The sequence below is a fragment of the Ruegeria sp. PrR005 genome (assembly GCF_010500245.1).
Classification (GTDB): Bacteria; Pseudomonadota; Alphaproteobacteria; order Rhodobacterales; family Rhodobacteraceae; genus Ruegeria_B; species Ruegeria_B marisflavi.
Genome location: NZ_JAAGOX010000043.1, coordinates 45,087 through 63,678 on the forward strand (window position 1 = coordinate 45,087; position 18,592 = coordinate 63,678).

General features: G+C 64.9%; 18 protein-coding genes. 11 read left to right on the forward strand and 7 right to left on the reverse strand.

The window, feature by feature from the left end; genetic code table 11:
* Positions 1-25: 25 nt before the first annotated feature.
* The 3 genes from G0P99_RS17525 to G0P99_RS17535 are packed head-to-tail and all read right to left on the reverse strand — an operon-like array spanning position 26 to position 4,200.
* Positions 26-1,570, reverse strand: coding sequence for an indolepyruvate oxidoreductase subunit beta family protein (locus tag G0P99_RS17525; RefSeq protein ID WP_164131779.1), 1,545 nt, complete (start codon positions 1,568-1,570; stop codon positions 26-28).
* Positions 1,567-3,714: an indolepyruvate ferredoxin oxidoreductase subunit alpha gene (locus G0P99_RS17530; RefSeq protein ID WP_164131780.1), complete on the reverse strand. Its 2,148-nt coding sequence runs from the start codon at positions 3,712-3,714 to the stop codon at positions 1,567-1,569. The genes G0P99_RS17525 and G0P99_RS17530 overlap by 4 nt, the downstream gene beginning before the upstream one ends.
* 6 nt (positions 3,715-3,720) lie before the next feature.
* Positions 3,721-4,200: a MarR family winged helix-turn-helix transcriptional regulator gene (locus G0P99_RS17535; protein ID WP_164131781.1), complete on the reverse strand. Its 480-nt coding sequence runs from the start codon at positions 4,198-4,200 to the stop codon at positions 3,721-3,723.
* A gap of 178 nt (positions 4,201-4,378) precedes the next feature.
* Between G0P99_RS17535 and G0P99_RS17540 the strand changes: the two genes are divergently transcribed.
* Positions 4,379-4,810, forward strand: coding sequence for a thioesterase family protein (locus G0P99_RS17540; RefSeq protein WP_164131782.1), 432 nt, complete (start codon positions 4,379-4,381; stop codon positions 4,808-4,810).
* 3 nt (positions 4,811-4,813) lie between these two features.
* Here G0P99_RS17540 and G0P99_RS17545 read toward each other — a convergent pair whose 3' ends face one another.
* The 4 genes from G0P99_RS17545 to G0P99_RS17560 all read right to left on the reverse strand — a co-directional run bounded on the left by G0P99_RS17545 (position 4,814) and on the right by G0P99_RS17560 (position 8,261).
* Complete coding sequence (locus G0P99_RS17545) at positions 4,814-6,127, reverse strand: TRAP transporter large permease (protein ID WP_164131783.1); 1,314 nt, start codon at positions 6,125-6,127, stop codon at positions 4,814-4,816.
* Complete coding sequence (locus G0P99_RS17550) at positions 6,124-6,615, reverse strand: TRAP transporter small permease (protein ID WP_239059861.1); 492 nt, start codon at positions 6,613-6,615, stop codon at positions 6,124-6,126. Before G0P99_RS17550 ends, G0P99_RS17545 begins: the two co-directional genes overlap by 4 nt.
* A gap of 57 nt (positions 6,616-6,672) precedes the next feature.
* A complete protein-coding gene (locus G0P99_RS17555) occupies positions 6,673-7,689 on the reverse strand; it encodes a TRAP transporter substrate-binding protein (protein ID WP_164131785.1) in 1,017 nt (338 codons plus the stop codon).
* Between the two features lie 116 nt (positions 7,690-7,805).
* Complete coding sequence (locus G0P99_RS17560) at positions 7,806-8,261, reverse strand: MarR family winged helix-turn-helix transcriptional regulator (RefSeq protein ID WP_164131786.1); 456 nt, start codon at positions 8,259-8,261, stop codon at positions 7,806-7,808.
* A 65-nt stretch (positions 8,262-8,326) separates the two neighbouring features.
* Here G0P99_RS17560 and G0P99_RS17565 point away from each other — a divergent pair, with 65 nt between their 5' ends.
* From G0P99_RS17565 to G0P99_RS17610, 10 genes are all read left to right on the forward strand, one after another.
* Positions 8,327-9,259, forward strand: a complete 933-nt coding sequence (locus G0P99_RS17565) for a PDR/VanB family oxidoreductase (RefSeq protein WP_164131787.1) — start codon at positions 8,327-8,329, stop codon at positions 9,257-9,259.
* An 11-nt stretch (positions 9,260-9,270) separates the two neighbouring features.
* On the forward strand, positions 9,271-10,596 hold the full coding sequence (locus G0P99_RS17570; RefSeq protein WP_164131788.1) for a Rieske 2Fe-2S domain-containing protein: 1,326 nt from the start codon (positions 9,271-9,273) through the stop codon (positions 10,594-10,596).
* 17 nt (positions 10,597-10,613) lie between these two features.
* On the forward strand, positions 10,614-11,090 hold the full coding sequence (locus G0P99_RS17575) for an aromatic-ring-hydroxylating dioxygenase subunit beta (protein ID WP_164131789.1): 477 nt from the start codon (positions 10,614-10,616) through the stop codon (positions 11,088-11,090).
* Positions 11,051-12,700, forward strand: coding sequence for an AMP-binding protein (locus G0P99_RS17580; RefSeq protein WP_164131790.1), 1,650 nt, complete (start codon positions 11,051-11,053; stop codon positions 12,698-12,700). The genes G0P99_RS17575 and G0P99_RS17580 overlap by 40 nt, the downstream gene beginning before the upstream one ends.
* On the forward strand, positions 12,700-13,875 hold the full coding sequence (locus G0P99_RS17585; protein WP_164131791.1) for a thiolase family protein: 1,176 nt from the start codon (positions 12,700-12,702) through the stop codon (positions 13,873-13,875). The genes G0P99_RS17580 and G0P99_RS17585 overlap by 1 nt, the downstream gene beginning before the upstream one ends.
* Positions 13,872-15,128, forward strand: coding sequence for an SDR family oxidoreductase (locus tag G0P99_RS17590; protein WP_164131792.1), 1,257 nt, complete (start codon positions 13,872-13,874; stop codon positions 15,126-15,128). The genes G0P99_RS17585 and G0P99_RS17590 overlap by 4 nt, the downstream gene beginning before the upstream one ends.
* Positions 15,125-15,901 (forward strand): cyclase family protein, encoded by a 777-nt coding sequence (locus tag G0P99_RS17595; protein WP_164131793.1) that lies wholly within the window; start codon positions 15,125-15,127, stop codon positions 15,899-15,901. The genes G0P99_RS17590 and G0P99_RS17595 overlap by 4 nt, the downstream gene beginning before the upstream one ends.
* Positions 15,898-16,620: an SDR family NAD(P)-dependent oxidoreductase gene (locus tag G0P99_RS17600; RefSeq protein ID WP_164131794.1), complete on the forward strand. Its 723-nt coding sequence runs from the start codon at positions 15,898-15,900 to the stop codon at positions 16,618-16,620. Before G0P99_RS17595 ends, G0P99_RS17600 begins: the two co-directional genes overlap by 4 nt.
* Before the next feature lie 112 nt (positions 16,621-16,732).
* Positions 16,733-17,575 (forward strand): peptidyl-prolyl cis-trans isomerase, encoded by an 843-nt coding sequence (locus G0P99_RS17605; RefSeq protein ID WP_164131795.1) that lies wholly within the window; start codon positions 16,733-16,735, stop codon positions 17,573-17,575.
* A complete protein-coding gene (locus G0P99_RS17610) occupies positions 17,572-18,570 on the forward strand; it encodes a HupE/UreJ family protein (protein WP_164131796.1) in 999 nt (332 codons plus the stop codon). Before G0P99_RS17605 ends, G0P99_RS17610 begins: the two co-directional genes overlap by 4 nt.
* Positions 18,571-18,592 lie beyond the last annotated feature (22 nt).

Here is an 18,592-nt window from a genome sequence, read left to right on the forward strand (position 1 = left end):
GCGCAGCCTCGCCCCACCCTGGCCATCACTCCGCGAAGGACCGCACCGTCCGCAGCGCCCCTTCCAGCGCCTTGCCTTCCTCGTCCTGCAACGCCGCCTCGCGCAGCCGCCGCACCCAGTCGGCGGCATCGGCTCGCCCGGCGACCATTCCGGCCCCCGCCATCACACGATCGAACTTGGAGAGTCCCCGCGCATGGGTGTCGGAATAGCCCTTGATCAAACGGCGGCAGCGCAAGAGTTCCACCGCCAGATCGTAATCGGCCTGTCGCGCCTGGGTCACACGGACCAGCCAGGCCGCCAGATGCGCTTGTTCCTGCGCGTGCCGCAGGGTGCGTCGGCGATAGCCGCGCAGACCGGCCAGCAAGTAGAGCTGCAAGAACCCGCTCACCCGGTCGCTGCGGATGCGGCGGCCCCGGTTGAACCAACGATCCAGCCGCGCCATCCATGCCTCGGACGCCTGCACCTTTGCCCCCAGGCCTGCGGGCAGCATCGAGGCGATCTCGTCGGCGCGCGGGTGCAGGAACTCGGTCACCTGCATCCCCTGTCCTGAGGATCGCCCCATCTCCGCGTCGATACGCCCCCGCCGGGCGGCGCGGGTCTTGCGCTCGGCCACCCGGATCACATCGTCATAGGCCATCGCATTGGCAATATGTTTGGCCGCCTCGCGGGTCAGCACATGGTCGCGCGCCGGGTCGTCCATGGCCGCGATCCGCTCCAGATGATCCAGATAGGCGGTGCCATAGGCGCAATCCTGAAACGCCACCACCTTTTGCAACCCGGCGCAGGCGATGTCGCCAGCAGGTTTCGGCAGCGCCTTCACCCGGTCCATGAGCAGGGCCCAGTCGATCAAAGCCGAAGCCGGACCGGTTACCTCGGGCGCGCGTTTTGGCGCTTTCGCCTGCGGGACATAAACCGCCCCCTGGACCGCATCGAACCCGGCGGCAAAGGCGGCAAGGCTTGCCTCCACCCCCTTGCCCGAGGCGCGGATCGCTGCCTCGAACGCCTCGCGCGGAAATGGCAGCGCGCCCGATCCCGCCAATGCGCCAAACAGGCTGGCCGAGATGACCGACCCCTTGTCGACCGCCAGCTGCTCCATATCGGCACTCAGAAACCGCTGTGCGGCGATACCGGCTGCGGCCATCACCTCTTCGGCCCGTGCGATACCGTTGCCCGGCACCATTTTTTCCGACACCGCCAGAGCCCGGTGTTCCGAGGCGATCAGCACGGTGCGGTCCGGGGTGACAAAGCCGCGCTGGATGGCGCGGCCCGCCTCCATCAGCTCTGCCGCAATCAGGATGTCCACATCCCCTGCGGCTGGGGCCAGCGAAAACACCGGCGCCGCCACACCCTCGGGCGCGATTTCGATGTAATAGATGGTGGCGCCGGTGCGCTGCGCCACCCCCGCGACCGAGGTCGCCTGTACCGCGCGGCCCGCGGCGCGGGCCACCGCCTCGATCCAGCCGGTCAGCACGCCACCGCCCTGCCCGCCCACGGCCATGACCACCAGCTTGGTGATCGCGCGGGCGCTGTCGGCGCCCTGCGGGGTCATCACGCTGTCCATCCGGGTCATGACGCCTCTCCGAAATCGAGCGCCCGCCGGGCGCGGCGCGCTTGCAGCCAGGTGATGATGCGGCTGCGCCAGCCTGCCAACAGCCGCTCCCACCGCCCCGGATTGTGCACCAGATCGGCGCGATAGAACGAGGGGCACAGAACGGCGGCATCCGCCACCTCGCCGCAATTGCCGCAACCGACGCAGGTCTGGTCGATGCTGGCGACCGGATCGTCGCGCAGCGGGTCGTCCAGCACCTTGAGCGACAGCGAGGGACAGCCCGAGAGACGAATACAGGCGTGATCGCCGGTGCAGATATCGGCGTCGACGCCAAAGCGCGGCGCCTCGACGCGGCGCCCGTCGCGGATCGCCTGCGTACGCAACGGTTTCTCGCGCCGCTGCCGGTTCAGCATGCATTCCGACGAGGCCACGATCAGTTTCGGCCCGTCATAATCGGAGGTCAGCGCCTCGCGGATGGTGTCGCGCATATGGCCCACGTCATAGGTGCGGTCGATCTGGCGCACCCATTTCACCCCCACCCCTTCCAGCGCCTTGGAAATCGGGTTGCCGGTCGCCTTTGAGGGGTTCTTGGCGCGGGAAGACAGCACATCCTGCCCGCCGGTGGCCGCCGAATAAAAGTTGTCCACCACGATGGCCACGCTGTCAGACCGGTTGAACACCATGTTGCCGATCGAGGAACTGAGCCCGTTATGCCAGAACCCGCCATCGCCGATGAACGAGACCGCCCGCCGCGCGCCGCCGCCATCAAACGCCGCGTTCGAGGCCGGGCCAAGCCCGTAACCCATGGTAGAGCCGCCGATCTCGAACGGCGGCAGGGCGGCAAAGAGGTGACAGCCGATATCGCCGGTGATCTGGTGCTTGCCCAGCTCCTGCTCGACGAGCTTCATCGCGGCAAAGATGGGCCGTTCCGGGCAGCCGGTGCAGAAGCCCGGCGGCCGGATCGGCACGGTCTGCGACAGGTCGGGCATCTCGGGCGGCGGCGCGTTGGGGGCGATCACCTGCCCCGGCAACAGTTGCGGCGCGGCCTCCTTGAGAAAACCCGCGATCCCGTCGCGCATGATCTGACCGGTGTATTCGCCCGCCATGGGGAAGAGGCCCTTGCCAAACAGACGCACCGGCGACCCAGCCCGGTGCAGCATCGCCGCCAGCCCCTGTTCGATGAACTCGGGCTGCCCCTCTTCGACGACCAGCAGCGCCTCCTTGCCCTTGGCAAACGCCAGAAACTCGTCCTTCACCAGCGGATAGGTGACATTCAACACATAGAGCGGGATGGCGGAACGCCCCTCGATATCGGCAAGACCCAGACGCTGGAGTGCACGGATCACGCCGTTATACATGCCGCCCTGCACCACCAGCCCCACGGGCGCGGTGTCGGGGCCAAACACCTCGTTCAGCCCCCGCTCTGTGATGAACCGCTCGGCGGCGGGCCAGCGGTTTTCCACCTTGTCGCGCTCGTGCTGATAGGACATCGGCGGCAGCACCACACGGGCGAAATCGCGGCGTGGCTCTGACAGCGCTTCACGCACGCTGAGCGGCGGGCGTTGGTTTTCGGAGCACGCGAACTGGCCGGTCACATGACAGGACCGGATCCGCACCATCAACATCACCGGCGTGTTCGACGCCTCGGACAGTTCGAACCCCTGTTTCACCGCCTGCACGATCGAGGGCAGGTTCGGGCGCGGGTCAAGCAGCCAGAATTGCGATTTCATCGCAAAGGCATGGCTTCGTTCCTGCATGATCGAGGAGCCTTCACCATAATCCTCTCCCACGATCACCAGCGCGCCACCGGTCACGCCCGACGAGGCCAGATTGGCCAGCGCGTCCGAGGCGACGTTGACCCCCACCGCACCCTTGAAGGTGACCGCGCCGCGGATCGGGTAATGAACCGAGGCCGCCAGCATCGCGGCGGCGGCGGCCTCGGAGGCGTTCGCCTCGTACCGCACACCCAGCTCGCCCAGCAAGTCCTGCGCATCGGCCAGCACATCCATCAGGTGGCTGATCGGCGCCCCCTGATAGCCGCCGACATAGCCCACGCCCGATTCCAGCAAGGCCTTGGTGATCGCCAGAATACCCTCGCCGGTGAAGGTCTCACCCGCCCCCAGCTTGAGGTCCTGCACCTCGCGTTTGAAGGATCGCTCTGCCATCTTACGTCAGATCTCGTGGATGCGGATATTGGCGAGCATCTTGTGCAGCGTCGCCAGCAAGGCATGCCGCTCTGCCGAGGAGATGCCCTTGAACATCCGGTCATGGCTGGCCCGCATATGCGGCCAGAGCCGGTCATAGACCGCCCGCCCCTCTTGTGTCAGGAACACGCGGCTCGATCTCTGGTCGTCGCTGTCGACCTCGCGGCGCACCAGCCCGTCGGCCTGCAACCCGTCCAGCGCCCGCGACAGGGTGGACTGTTCGACCACCGCATAGATGCCGAGCATCCCGATGGGCAGGCCATCCTTGGCCGACAGGATTGCCAGCGCCCGCATCTTGGCGGTACTCAGCCCCAGCGCGGTCATCTCCTTGCGCAGGTTGGCGTTGTACCGCCCCATGATCCGGTTCATCAGGTAGGGCGCATAGCCATCAAGGCCGATTTCGGCCAACTCCCTGAGATGTTCGCTGTGATCGGTCGATTCGGCCATCTGGGTCTTTCGGTCGTTTCTATGTTCCAGAGTTCCCGAAATTATATGCAAATGCAAGTAAGTTGATCCCGGTGGGGGAGCATCTTGCCGGTTTTCCAGCTTCGGGCTTGTCAAACCTGTCCAGCCCGGCAATCACGGAACGGACACAAAGGGACCAGAGAAAGGGCGAACCCGCATCATGGACAAGATCTTCACCACCGAACGCGAGCTTCGTTTTGGCGACTGCGACATTTCCGGGACCGCCTATTTCCCCTCTTACCTCGATATCCTCAACAGCGTGAACGAGGAGTTTTGGGCCGTCATGGGCTTTCCCTGGCACCACATCATCTGGAACGAGCGCTGGGGCACGCCCACCGTGCACCTCAGCTGCGACTTCTCGAAACCCTCGTTCTTTGGCGAAACGCTGCGGTTTGAGCTCGGCGTGGTCAAGGTCGGCCGTTCCTCGGTCACCGTGCGGCACCGGATCAGCTGTGGCGAGGAAATCCGCTGGTCCTCGACCCAGGTTCTGGCCGCCAGCGATCTGGACAAGCACATCTCGATTGCCTGGCCCGATGCGATGCGCGAGGCGCTGGAGACGCGCCTCGCCACCCCAGAAGAGCTTGGGTTCTAGATCCTACATCTGCGCCGGCAGATAGAGCGCCAGCGCCGGCACGGCAAGCAACAGCGCCAGCCGGACAATATCCACCACCCAGAACGGCGTGACCCCGCGAAAGATGGTGCCGGTGGTCACGTCGCCCACCACGCCCTTGAGAACAAAGACATTCAATCCCACGGGAGGGGTGATCAGGCTGATCTCGGTCACCACGACAACAATGATACCGAACCAGATCGGATCATAGCCGAGCGAGGTGACCAGCGGAAAGAAGATCGGCACCGTCAGTAGCAGCATCGACAGCGACTCGAACACGCAGCCCAGAGCGATGTAGATCACCAGGATCACCGCCATCACCTGCCAGGGCTTCAGATCATAGGCGGTGATCAGGTCGCTCAATGCCGCAGGCAGCCCCGCCACATTGACGAAGTTCGAGAATATCCAAGCCCCGATCAGCACCGCAAACAGGCTGGCCGCCGTGATCGAGGTTTCCAGCAGAACCTCCAGCGTGTCCTTCAGGCTGAGCCGCCGCCGCGCCAGCGCGATCAGGAAGGCGCCCATCGCGCCCATCCCCGCCGCCTCGGTCGGTGAAAAGTTCAGGTTCAGCGGAGGAATATCGAAGAGACCATAAAGCCCGCCGATCACCAGAAAGAACAGCAGCACCACGGCCCAGACCTCGTGCAGGGCCGCAAGCCGTCCGCGCAGCGGCACGCGAGGACCGGCGGGACCGGCCTCGGGTGTGCGCCAGACCGTCCAGCGCACAGCGCAGAGATAAAGCAGGATGCCCAGCATTCCCGGCACGATGCCCGCGACAAAGAGCTTGCCGATCGAGGTCTCAGTCAAGAGGCCATAGATCACCAGGATCACCGAGGGCGGGATCAGGATGCCCAATGTGCCCCCCGCCGCGATGGACGCGGTGGAAAGCTCGTCGGAATATCCGAACCGGCGCATTTCGGGCATGGCGACCTTGGCCATGGTGGCCGCCGTTGCCAGCGACGAGCCCGAGATCGCGGCAAACCCGCCGCAGGCCACGATAGTGGCCATCGCCAGACCGCCGCGCAGGTGACCGAGAAAGGCGTTCGAGGCGGCGTAAAGCTCGCGGCTGATGCCGCCCTTGTTCACGAACAGCCCCATCAGGATGAAGAGCGGCACCACCGACAGGCCATAGTCCTGGCTGGTGTCGATGATCAGCCGCGCCACCATCGAGATCGAGGCGCGGAAATTGCTTTCGGCCATGAAACCCACCATGCCGACAAATCCCATGGCAAAGGCGATGGGCACGCGCACGAGGATCAGGAAAAGAACTGCGGCAAAACCGATAAGCGATGCGGTCATGGCGCACTCCCCGCCAGGCGCGGCGCCACGATCAGCAGCACGCCGCGCACCACCAGCACCACCGCAGTGACCAGCGTCATCGCCGCGATGAACCAGCCGACCACGTGCAGCGGCAGGCGCAGGTATTCCATGACATCTCCATAAGACCGCGACCGCTCAGCCAGGTCGAACACCCGCTGCGCGGGCAGGAACAGGATCGCGCCGCAGAACAGACAGACCGCCGCATCGCGCCAGCGCGACAGGCGGAACCGGGCAAATGGGGCATCCAGGAGATCCACGCTTACATGGGCATTCCGGCCCGACAGGACCGGCATGACCGAAAAAACCATCACCGCCATCAACAGGCGCGTCAGGTCGGCGGCCACCTCGATTGGCGCATTGAAGACCGAGCGCAGGACCACGTCGGCAAAGGTCATCACCATAAGGACGAACAGCGCGGCCGAGGCCAGAAGACCGGGCAGCCAGACGGAAAGGGAGAAAAAGCGCATCATATGGTCAATCGCAAACGTGCCGCCCCAAGGATCGGGGCGGCACATGCTTGCATGTCAGTTCGCGGCCATCTCGGCCTTGACCATCTCATAGGCGGCCTGCGCATCCACGCCCGCCCCTTCGAGTTCGGCCAGGACCTTGGCGGTCACTTCTGCCGCAATCGCGGCAAACTTGGCCTGATCCTCGGCCGAAGCGTCGACGATCTTGGTCCCCTCGGCCGACTTGGTGGCCTCGTACCCGATCATGTCCGACTTGTCCCAGGCCGCGCCTGCCATCCGGCTGGCTGGCTCACCAAACACCTTTTCATCCAGCGCCGCCTGAACATCGGCGGGCAGGCTGTCAAAGGTCTCCTGGCTCATGATGATGGCGAAAGACCCGCGATAGAAACCGCCGGGCATGTCGTAGAGGTTCTTGGCCACTTCGTTCAGCTTGAAGCCCACACGCTCGCCCACGTTCATCGCCACCGCGTCGGCGGCACCGGATTCCAGCGTCTCATAGACCTTGGGCGCGGGCACGTTGATCCCCACCAGCCCCAGCGCCGCGCCGACATCGCCCGCAACGCCGCCGCCGATCCGGGTCTTGAGCCCGTTCAGGTCGGCCAGCGAGGCCACATCCTTGCTGGTGTGGATCTGGCCAGGACCATGGGTGTTCAGCGAGATCAGCTTGACGCCCCGGTGTTCATCCAGCTTGGCCAGATGCGCCTCGTGCACACGCCAATAGGCGACCGAGGCGGCCTCGGCATTGCCCTCAAAGCCCGGCAGTTCGATCAGCTTTGTGCCGATGAACCGGCCCGGCTGGTAGCCGTGGAAGATGATCGCGATATCGGCCGCACCGTCCTGAATGAGATCCATCTGCGCGGGCGGCGGCGCCAGGCCAAAGACCAGCTCGCCGCTGACCTGCCCGCCGCTGGCCTCTTCGATCATGCCGATCAGGCCAGCAAAAATCTCGGTGTTGATGCCGTGGGTCGGCGGCAGCCAGGTAGAGACGCGCAAGGTGGTGTCAGCGGCCCAGGCGGCCATGCTGGTGCTGGCGCAGACGACCGCTGCGGCGGCAAGGCGTGCAAAATGCTTCATGTAGTCCTCCCTCGTGATGCTGTGCCCGGCGTGACCGGAACTAGTGATCCCGGCGCAAGCATCACACCGCGCCTCGGCAGTTGTCAAGAAATATGAAATTGCATGTATTCCGGCGATCAGGTCGCATCGGGCCGGTCCAGAACGTCCAGCAACGTGCGCAAAACCCCCTTGATACGGGCGGCATCCGTATCGGCCAGCGCTGACAGCAACCGGGTTTCGTGCCGCCGCGCATCCTTGACCAGCGCTTCGGCCAGGTCCCTGCCCTCGGCGGTCAGACGCACCCGCACGCGCCGCTTGTCATTGGAATCGGCAACCCGGCTCACCAGCCCGCGCGCATCCATCTGATCAACGATTCGCGTCATCCGCGACTGCTCCATCAGCGACAGACGGGCCAGACGGGTGATCATCATACCATCATTGTCCACCAGACAGGCCAGCACCCGCCATTCGGGCACCCGCAGGCCGCGCGCGCGGACATGGTCATGAAACTGCGCGCTGGCCTGCTCGCTGGACGCCGCGAGAAGGTACAGCAGATATCCGGTCACAAAGGTGTCGTTCTGGGTTTCACTCATGAGGTCTGAATTTGTCTTGACTCGATTTATATGATTTTTCATATTTTCAGCAGGGAGGCGCCGAGATGCTCAAGCTGACAATTGCGCAGAAACTGGCCGTGACCAAGCGGATTTCGGCATTCACCCTGGTTGCGGCCGGTGGTGAAGCCCTGCCCGGCTACACCGCCGGGGCCCATATCGCCGTCGAAACCGTCGCCGGACCACGCAGCTATTCGCTGATCGACTGGCCCGGTGACACGCCCGGCGCCTATACCATCGCGGTCCAGCGCGAGGACGCGGGCGATGGCGGCAGCAAGGCCATGCATGCCTTGTCCGAAGGTGACGCGATCACCACGGCCGAACCGAAGAATGACTTTGAGCTGCGGACCGAGGACAAGCCCGTAGCCCTGCTGGCGGGCGGCATCGGCGTGACACCGCTGATCTCGATGGCCACCACACTCCGGGCGCAATCACGGCCCTTTGTCTTTCACTATTCCGGCCGCAGCGCCGATGTCATGGCCTGGCTGAACCGGTTGCGCGACGAATTCGGGGGCAATTTCCACGCCCATTTCGACGATACCGCGCCGCTGGACCTGAACACGCTGATGGCCGATCTCACCGGCCACGCCCTCTATATCTGTGGGCCAAAAGGCATGATCGAAGCCGCCCGAACCGCCGCCGAAGCAGCGGGTATCGCCGCCGCAGACATTCATGTGGAACTCTTCACCAATGCCGCGCCCAGCGCGGCCGACAGCGCGTTCGAGATCGAGATCGCCTCGTCAGGCCAGGTCATCACCATCGCGCCCGACCAGACCATCATCGAGGCGCTGGAGGCCGCTGGCCTCGACCCGCTCTATGATTGCCAACGCGGCGATTGCGGCATCTGCCAGACCGAGGTGATCGCGGGCACCCCCGATCACCGCGACGTGGTGCTCAGCCAGGCCGAACGCGACAGCGGCAAGGTCATGCAAATCTGTGTCAGCCGGGCGCTCAGCGCGCGCCTCGTGCTCGATCTGTAAGGGAGGAAGGCATGAACGCGAACGATATCAGGGCGATGATCCAGCCCGCTCAGGTCCATCGCGACGTCTATATCAGCGATGCGGTCTATCAGCTGGAAATGCGCCACCTTTTCACCAATGCCTGGATCTTTGTCGGCCATGACAGCCAGACCCCGAACAAGGGCGATTACATCACCACGCAGGTGGGCGACCAGCCAGTGATCATGGTGCGCCACACCGATGGCGAGGTGAAGGTTCTTTACAACCGCTGCCCCCACAAGGGCACCAAGATCGCCATCGACCGGGCTGGCAATACCGGCAAGTTCTTTCGCTGCCCCTATCACGCCTGGAGCTTCAAGACCGACGGCTGCCTGCTCGCCATTCCGCTGAAGAAGGGATACGAGGGCACCGGCTTGTCCGAGTCGCAGAACGGCAAGGGCATGCAGGCGGTGGGTGCGGTGCACAACTATCGTGGTTTTGTCTTTGCCCGGTTGGCCGAAGACGGGATCGGATTCGACGAGTTCTTTGGCGGCTCTCTCAGTTCCATCGACAACATGGTCGACCGCGCGCCTGAAGGCCGCGTGGAAATCTCCGGCCCGCCGCTGCGCTACATGCACAAGTGCAACTGGAAGATGCTGGTCGAGAACCAGACCGACACCTGTCATCCGATGGTGGCGCATGAAAGCTCGGCCGGGACGGCGGTCAAGATCTATGAGCAGATGGGCAACCCCGAACCGCGCCCGCCCGCGATGCAGATCATCGCGCCGTTCATGAGCCCTTATGAATTCTTTGAGGATATGGGCATCCGCACCTGGCCCAATGGCCACGGCCATACCGGCGTCAACATGTCGATCCATTCGAAATACGATGCCATCCCCGGCTATTTCGAAGCGATGGTCGAAGCCTATGGCGAAAAGCGCGCCAAGGCGATCCTGGACGAGAACCGGCACAACACCGTCTATTTCCCCAACATCATGATCAAGGCGCCGCTGACGCAGTTGCGCAACTTCATCCCGCTGGGGGCGGACCGGACGCTGGTGGAAAGCTATGTCTACCGGCTGGTCGGCGCGCCCGAGCAGCTGACCGCCATGTCGGCTATGTACAACCGGATGATCAACGCCCCCACTTCGATCGTGGGTCATGACGATCTGGAGATGTACGAACGCGCGCAAGAGGGGCTGCACGCCGAGGGCATGCAATGGGTCGATATCCGGCGGTTGCATACAGGGCCAGAGGATTTCGAGACCGAAGCGGTCGAAAACGGAACCACCGAACGGCAGATGCGCAACCAGTTCCACGCCTGGGCCAAGTTCATGACCATGTCGATGGAGGGCGCCGCCGGCGTCGCCGCCGAATGAGCGAGGGGAATGCAGCAATGATCACCCGCGACGACGTGATCGACTTCATCTACGCCGAAACAAGGATGCTGGACGAGGGCCGCTATACCGAATGGCTCGACCTCTGGATGCCCGATGCCGTCTACTGGATGCCGCTCGATTACAAGCAGGCCGATCCGGTCAACGCCACCTCGTTCCTCTACGAGGACAATTTCATGCTGCGCCTCAGGGTCGAGCGGCTGAATGGCGAGCGGACATTCTCGCAGAAACCCAAATCGCGCTGCAACCACGTGATCCAGCGGCCCTTTGTCGATGTCTTCGACCCCGAGGCGGGCAAGTTCCAGACCGTGACCAACATGCATTATGTCGAGACGCGGCTGGACGAACAGCAGCTTTTGGCCCTCACCGTGACCCATGATCTGGCACTGGTGGACGGTGCCTTCCGCATCGCGGGCAAGAAGGTGGAGCTGCTTAATTGCGACGCCGCCTTTGGCAATATCCAGCTGCTGCCGTGAGCGCCGAGACGGTTTACGCCGCCATCGCGGCCACAGCGGCACGCTGGCCGGATCGCCCGCTGCTTGACGTTTTGCCCGGCACTGCGGCGGCCTATGACATCGCGGCCGGGCCGGTCAGCTATGGCACCTTCCTTGCGCGCGTGGATGCGCGGGCCGAGGCGCTGAAACAGGCGGGCTATGGCGCTGGGATGCGGGTGGCAGCGCTTTTGGAAAACCGGCCCGTGTTCTTCGAGCTCTTTGCCGCGCTCAACTGCATCGGCGCCTCGATCGTACCGATCAATCCCGACCTGCGGGCAGCCGAACTGGAATACCTGATCGGCCATGCGCAACCGTCGCTGATCGTCGCCCTGCCTGCCCGCGCGAACGAGTTGCGCGCGGCGGCCATGGCGGCAGACGTCACAGCTCCGGTCATCGGGACCGGGGACGCGCCACCTCCACCCCGCGCCCAGGCCACCGTGACCCTGCCGCGCATAGGCGAGGCCCGCGAGGCGGCGCTGCTCTATACCTCGGGCACCACCGGCAACCCCAAAGGCTGCGTGCTGCCAAATGCCTATTTCCTGCTGGCCGGGCGCTGGTATGCCGACCTGGGCGGGGTCGCCTCGCTGACCGAAACGGGCGAGCGGATGATCACCCCCCTGCCGATCTTTCACATGAACGCCATGGCCTATTCCTTCATGGCGATGGTCACCGTTGGCGGCTGCCTGATCGCGCTCGACCGGTTCCATCCGTCGAGCTGGTGGGCCGATGTGGCCGGGGCGCGCGCCACCTGCCTGCATTATCTAGGCGTCATGCCTTCGATCCTGATGTCCCTGCCCGAGGGATCACAGGACCGCGCGCATCAGGTGCGCTTTGGATTTGGCGCGGGCATCGACCCGAAATTGCAGGCGGGGTTCGAGGCGCGTTTCGGCTTTCCCCTGATCGAGGCCTGGGCGATGACCGAAACCGGCGCGGGCGCGGTGATCGCCGCCCATACGCATGATCGGCTGATCGGCCAATCCTGTCTGGGCCGGGCCGAGGGCTGGGTCGCGGCCCGCGTGGTCACCGATACCGGACAGGATGCCGCTCCCGACGAGCCGGGCGAACTTTTGGTCCGCAATTCCGGTCCCGACCCGCGCTACGGCTTCTTCTCGAATTACGACAAGAACCCCGAGGCAACGGCAGAGGCCTGGGAAGGCGGCTGGTTCCACACCGGCGACATCGTGCGCCGCGATGGTGAGGGGCGGTTCTTCTTCGTGGACCGCAAGAAGAACGTGATCCGCCGCTCGGGCGAGAATATCGCCGCGGTCGAGGTGGAAAGCGTGCTGATGCGCCACCCGTCTATCCGGGCGGCGGGCGTCGCCGCCGTGCCCGACCCGGTGCGCGGGGACGAGGTGTTTGCCTGTCTTCGCGTCGATACGCCCTCGCCCGATCTCGCCCACCAGATTGCAGAGTGGGGGCTGACCCAGATGGCCTATTACAAGGTGCCGGGCTATATTGCCTTTGTGGACAACCTGCCGATGACCCCGACCCAGAAGATCCAGCGCAAGGCGCTGAAGGAGATGGCCGAGGCGCTGTTGTCGGACCCGGCCACGGTGACGCTGACCCATCTCAAGAAACGGCAGGTGGCGTGATGGCGCGACCTGCCAGCTATGAGGGCGTGGCGCTGGTTGCGCCCTTCTCGACGCCCTATCAGCGTTACTCCATCGACACCGCGCATCACTGGATTGCCACCGCTTTGCGCGGCTCGTTGCGGGCGGCGGGGCTGAAGCCCGGCGATCTGGACGGGTTCCAGGTCGCGTCCTTCACGCTGTTCCCCGATACCGCTGTGGGGCTGACCCAGCATCTGGGCCTCTGCCCGCGCTGGCTTGATCATATCCCGATGGGCGGCGCCTCGGCCGGGGTGGCCCTGCGCCGCGCGGCGCGCGCTGTGCAGGCGGGTGACGCCGAAATCATTGCCTGCGTGGCTGGCGACACCAACCATATCGACAGTTTCCGACAACTCCTGTCGAGCTTCTCGCGCTTTGCCATGGATGCCAGCTATCCCTATGGCTATGGCGGCCCGAATGCGAGTTTTGCGCTGCTCACCGACCGCTACATGACCGAATACGGCGCCACGCGCGAGGATTTCGGGCGCCTCTGCGTGGCCCAGCGCGCCAATGCGCTGAAGAACCCAAACGCGGTGATGAAGAAACCGCTGACGATGGAGCAATACCTGGATGCCCGCCCCATCGCCGACCCGATTGCGCTGTTTGACTGCGTGATGCCCTGCGCTGGGGCCGAGGCGTTTCTGGTCATGTCCGAGGATCGGGCGCGGGCGCTGAACCTGCCCTACGCCCGGCTGGCCGCCGCGATCGAGCGGCACAATGCCCATGCCGACGACCCGATCCAGCTGCGCGGCGGCTGGACGATGGATGTGGATGTGCTCTGGGATCAGGCCGGGATGGCACCGCAGGACATGGATCTGGTGCAGACCTATGACGACTATCCGGTGATCTCGATGTTACAGATCGAGGATCTGGGGTTCTGCGCCAAGGGCGAAGGCCCAGCCTTCTTGCGCGACAAGGATCTGACCGTGTCGGGCGATTTCCCCCACAACACCTCGGGCGGACAGCTTTCTGGTGGTCAGGCCGGGGCGGCGGGCGGCTTTATCGGCATGGTCGAGGCAATCCGCCAGGTCACCGGACAGGCGGGCGGCACTCAGGTGGCGGGCGCTGAACGGGCGCTGGTTTCGGGTTTTGGCATGATCAACTTCGACCGTGGCCTCTGTTCCAGCGCCGCCGTCCTCACGACCGGAGCGCGCGCATGACCCATCCGCTGTCCCCGCCGCCCAAGAAAGACCCGCAGAAACGGTCGGTTTCACCGACGCGCCCGCCCGAAGTGCGCTCACGCGCCGCCCTCCACCTCACCGCCGCCGCCGCCGAAGGCCGCTTCGCCCTGCAACGCTGCGCCGACTGCGGCAAGGTGCAATACCCGCCGCGCGATGCCTGTTCCGCCTGCCTGAGCACCGACCTGCCGTGGCAGGACATGGCGCCGGGCGGCACCCTGATCGCCGAGACCACGGTACAGACCTCGCCCCGCCTTTACTTCCGCGAGCGGATGCCATGGCGCGCGGGCACCGTGCAGCTCGATGCGGGCCCGACCGTATTGGCCCATATCCATGGCGACGTGGCGCGGCACGCCCGCGTGCGCGTCACCGCCCGGCTCGATCAGGCAGGCCAGGGCGTGCTGGTTGCCCTGCCCGAAACCGATACCCCGAACATGAAGGACGATCCGCTGATGCGTGCCCTCTCTGCCGATCCCAAACACCGCCGCGTGCTGATCACCGACGCCCGCAGCGCCCAGGCCCTCGCGCTGGCGCGCGCCCTGCAAAAGGCGGGTGCCGCGATCATTTTCGCGGGCGAGCCGGAAAGCTGGCGGCCCTATCCGCAGCGCGCCGAACTGGAGGCGCTGGGGGTTCAGATCCTGCCGATGGACGTGACTGATACCGCATCGGTGAAGAAACTGGCAGGCGAGATCGGTGGCAAGACCGATATCCTGATCAACACCGCCCGGTTCCTGCGCCCCGGCGGCGTGCTGGACCGGGGCGATACCGGCTTTGCCCGCGACGAGCTGGAGGTGAATTACCTCGGCCTGATGCGGCTGGCGCAGGCATTCGGCCCCGGCATGTGCGCGCGCGCCTCGGACGGGGTGAACGCCGCCGCCGCATGGGTCAACCTGCTGAGTGTCGGCGCGCTGAGCAACGCGCGCCCCTTCGGTGCCTATTCCGCCAGCCAGGCGGGGGCCTATTCCCTCAGCCAGTCGCTGCGCGCCGAGTTTCGCCCCTCGGGCCTCAGGGTGATGAACGTGTTCTTCGGTCCCACCGAAGAAGACGACTGGTACCAGCCGCTGCCGCCACCGCGCGTGACAGCCTCCGCCTTGGCCCGCTCGGTCGTGGATGGGCTGCAACGGGGATTGGAAGACGTCTGGTGCGGCGACATCGCCCAGGACCTGCGCGACCGTTTCCGCCGCGACCCAAAGGTGCTGGAACGCGAAATGACGCTGGGAGGAGAAGGCGCATGAGCACTCTGGCCAATCTCGCCACCCGCATCGCCACCGGAGAGATACGTGTGGTCGACCTGACCCACACGCTCGACCCCGATTTCCCGGTGATCATCCTGCCGCCCGAATTCGGCCAATGCGCCCGCTTCCGGATGGAGGAAATCAGCGCCTATGACCATCGCGGCCCGGCGTGGAAATGGCACAATATCTCGATGTCCGAACATACCGGCACCCATTTCGACGCGCCCGCGCACTGGATCTCGGGCCGTGACCTGCCGCGCGCGGCGGTGGACGAGATCGACCCGGCCAATTTCATCGGCCCGGTCTGTGTCATCGACTGTTCCGACGGCGCGGCAGAGGACGAGGATTTCGAACTGACCGTTCCCCTGATCGAAGGCTGGGAAGCCGCCCATGGCCGCATCCCCGCCGGGGCCTGGGTGCTGATGCGCACCGACTGGTCGAAACGACGCGGCGCGGAATACCTCAACATGCGCGAGGACGGGCCGCATTCGCCGGGGCCGACGCCAGAAGCTATCCGCTTCCTGATCGAGCAGCGCGATATTCGCGGCTTTGGCGTCGAAACCGTGGGCACCGATGCCGGTCAGGGCAACCATTATATCCCGCCCTACCCGGCGCATTACTACCTGCACGGCGCGGGGCGGTTCGGGCTGCAATGCCTGTCGGATCTTGATCAGTTACCGCCGACCGGCGCGGTGCTTATCGCAGCCCCCCTCAAGATCAAGAACGGCACCGGCAGCCCGCTGAGGGTTCTGGCGCTGGTGGAGGAGACATGACCCATACCGCCGTCATAACCGGGGGCAACAAGGGCATCGGCGCCGATCTGGCGCAAGCGCTCTTGGCGCGCGACTACACGGTCGTGTCGATCTCGCGCCACGCGCCCGAGGTCACCCACCCGCGCCTCCACTCGGTCGAGGCCGATCTCCTGGACCCACAAGCTGTGGCCGAAGCCGCTGCGCAAGTGGCATCCACACATGAAGTCACCCACCTGATCCACAATGCGGGCCTGATCTGGCCCAACCTGATCGAAGAGGCCGAGCCTTCGGACATCACCGGGCTGGCGCAATTGCATCTGGGGTCCGCGCTGACCCTGCTCAAAGCGTTTCTGCCCGCGATGAAGGCGCGGGCCTTCGGGCGGGTGATGTTCAACGGCTCGCGCGCCGCCCTTGGCGCACCCACACGCACCGCCTATGGCGCCACCAAGGCGGGCATGATCGGCATGGCCCGCACCTGGGCACTGGAGCTGGCGCCGCATGGCATAACCGTCAACGTGGTGGCGCCCGGCCCTATTCTGACCGACAATTTCTGGGGCATCGTGGACAAGGACAGCCCACAGCAAGAGGCGCTGGCCAAGCGCATTCCCATGGGCCGCCTTGGCCGGGTCGACGACGTCACCCGCGCCTTTCTGTTCTTTTGCGACCCCGAAAACAGCTTTGTCACCGGCCAGACGCTCTATGTCTGCGGCGGCGCCAGCGTGGGCTCGCTGCAAATCTGAGAAAGGGCAATTATCCCCGCTCCCAGCGCCCCTCGCGCAAGGTTAGCCGTGGCCTCCGGAACTGCCGGAGGCTAACATCCGCGGGCAAGTCATCCTTACCCATCGGTTCAAAATGAAATTCGGTACAGTTCTTCGGTCTCCCTTGGTGCATTTCTTCCTGCTCGGGGGCGCGATTTTCGCGCTTTACGATGGTCTCAACCCCGCAGATACGTCGCGGAATGCCGACACCGTATTGCACCTGACGCCGCAGCAGGCGCGTGGCCTGGCCGGCCAGTTCTCGGCCACCTGGAACCGTCCGCCCACAGCCACCGAAATGGAAACGGTGATGCAGAACTGGGCACTGGAAGAGGCAATGGTGCGCGAAGCCAGACTGCTGGGTCTTGATCAGGACGACAGCGTCATCCGCAACCGGTTACGGCAGAAAATGCTGTTCCTGGCAGAGGCACCGGCCGCAACGGCCACCCCGGAAGACCAGGTCCTGCTGGCGTTTTACGAGGAAAACGCCGCGCGCTTCACCAGGCCCGCCCGGCTTTCGTTCCAGCAGGTGCTGTTGCCGCCGGATGCCGGAAAGGGTGACACTCAGGCAATGCTGGCAGCGCTTGAGGCAGGCGCGCCACCGTCCCAGATCGGCCAGACAAGCTTGCTGCCCCAGACCATCGAGGCGCTTGATGTTTTGGGCGTGGACAGGGTTTTCGGGGCCGGCACGGGCGATGCGATTTCCAGACTGCCCGTCGGCGCATGGAGTGGCCCTGTTCAAAGCGGCTACGGGTACCACCTGGTCCGGCTCGCCGCTTTGACACCGCCAGCCCTGCCGCCCCTCGACGATGTGCGCGACCGGGTGCTGAGCGAATGGCGCACTGTACAAATGCGCGAGGTGCAGGAGCGATTCTCCGAAGCGGTACTGGATCGCTATACGATCGAGCTGCCGCAGGTGCAGGAGGTTCTTGGCCAATGAGGGTGCTTATCGGCCTTGTCCTTGCCCTTTTTTCGACCCTGACCCCGGCGCCTGTCGCTGCCCATGCGCTCGACCCCGGATATCTGGAACTGTCCTATCTGGATCAGGATCGCTGGCGCATCTTCTGGCGCGCGCCGGATGTGGGCGGGCGACCGATGAAACTTGCGGTGGTGCTCCCTGAGGCTTGTGAAACCAACGGGTTCGCGCCGCCCGCCTTTGATGGGCGCGCCTGGGTCACCAGCGGTCTTGCAAGCTGCCCCGGAGGCCTGGCGGGCGGCACCCTGCGCATAGATGGCTTGGAGGAAACCCGGACCGATGTCCTGGTCCGCTACGAGTTGTCACCAAACCGCCCGCAGACCCAACGGCTGACCCCAGGCACGCCCGAATTCATCGTTCCGGCCGACCCGGGAAACCTCGAGGTTCTGACCAGCTATGTCTCACTGGGTGTGTCGCATATCCTCGAAGGGGTCGATCACCTGCTTTTCGTTCTGGCGCTGCTTCTGCTGGTGCGCGACACCCGGCGCCTGTTTTGGACCGTCACCGCCTTCACGCTGGCGCACAGTATCACGCTGGCGGCAGCATCGCTGGGGTGGGTCGCGGTGCCCTCTGTCCCGGTCGAAGTCGTAATCGCACTTTCGATCGTGTTTCTCGCCTATGAACTGGCGCTGCCCCCGGACCGGCGGGATCCCCTGACGGAACGCTACCCGGCGATTGTCTCCTTCGGCTTTGGCCTTATCCATGGCCTGGGCTTTGCCGGTGCCCTGCGCGAAATCGGCCTGCCGCAGAATGATATCCCGCTGGCGCTGTTTTCCTTCAATATCGGTGTCGAGATGGGCCAGCTTCTGTTTATCGGCGCGGTACTGGCGCTCGGCTGGGCCCTGAAACGGCTGCTTCCTGCGCTGGTGGCGGGCGCACCCGCCTTGCACCGGCTGACCAGCTACGGGATCGGCAGCATCGCGGCCTTCTGGGTGATCGAGCGGCTGAGCGGGTTCTAGGCAGGCACCTGCTCAGCCCTTC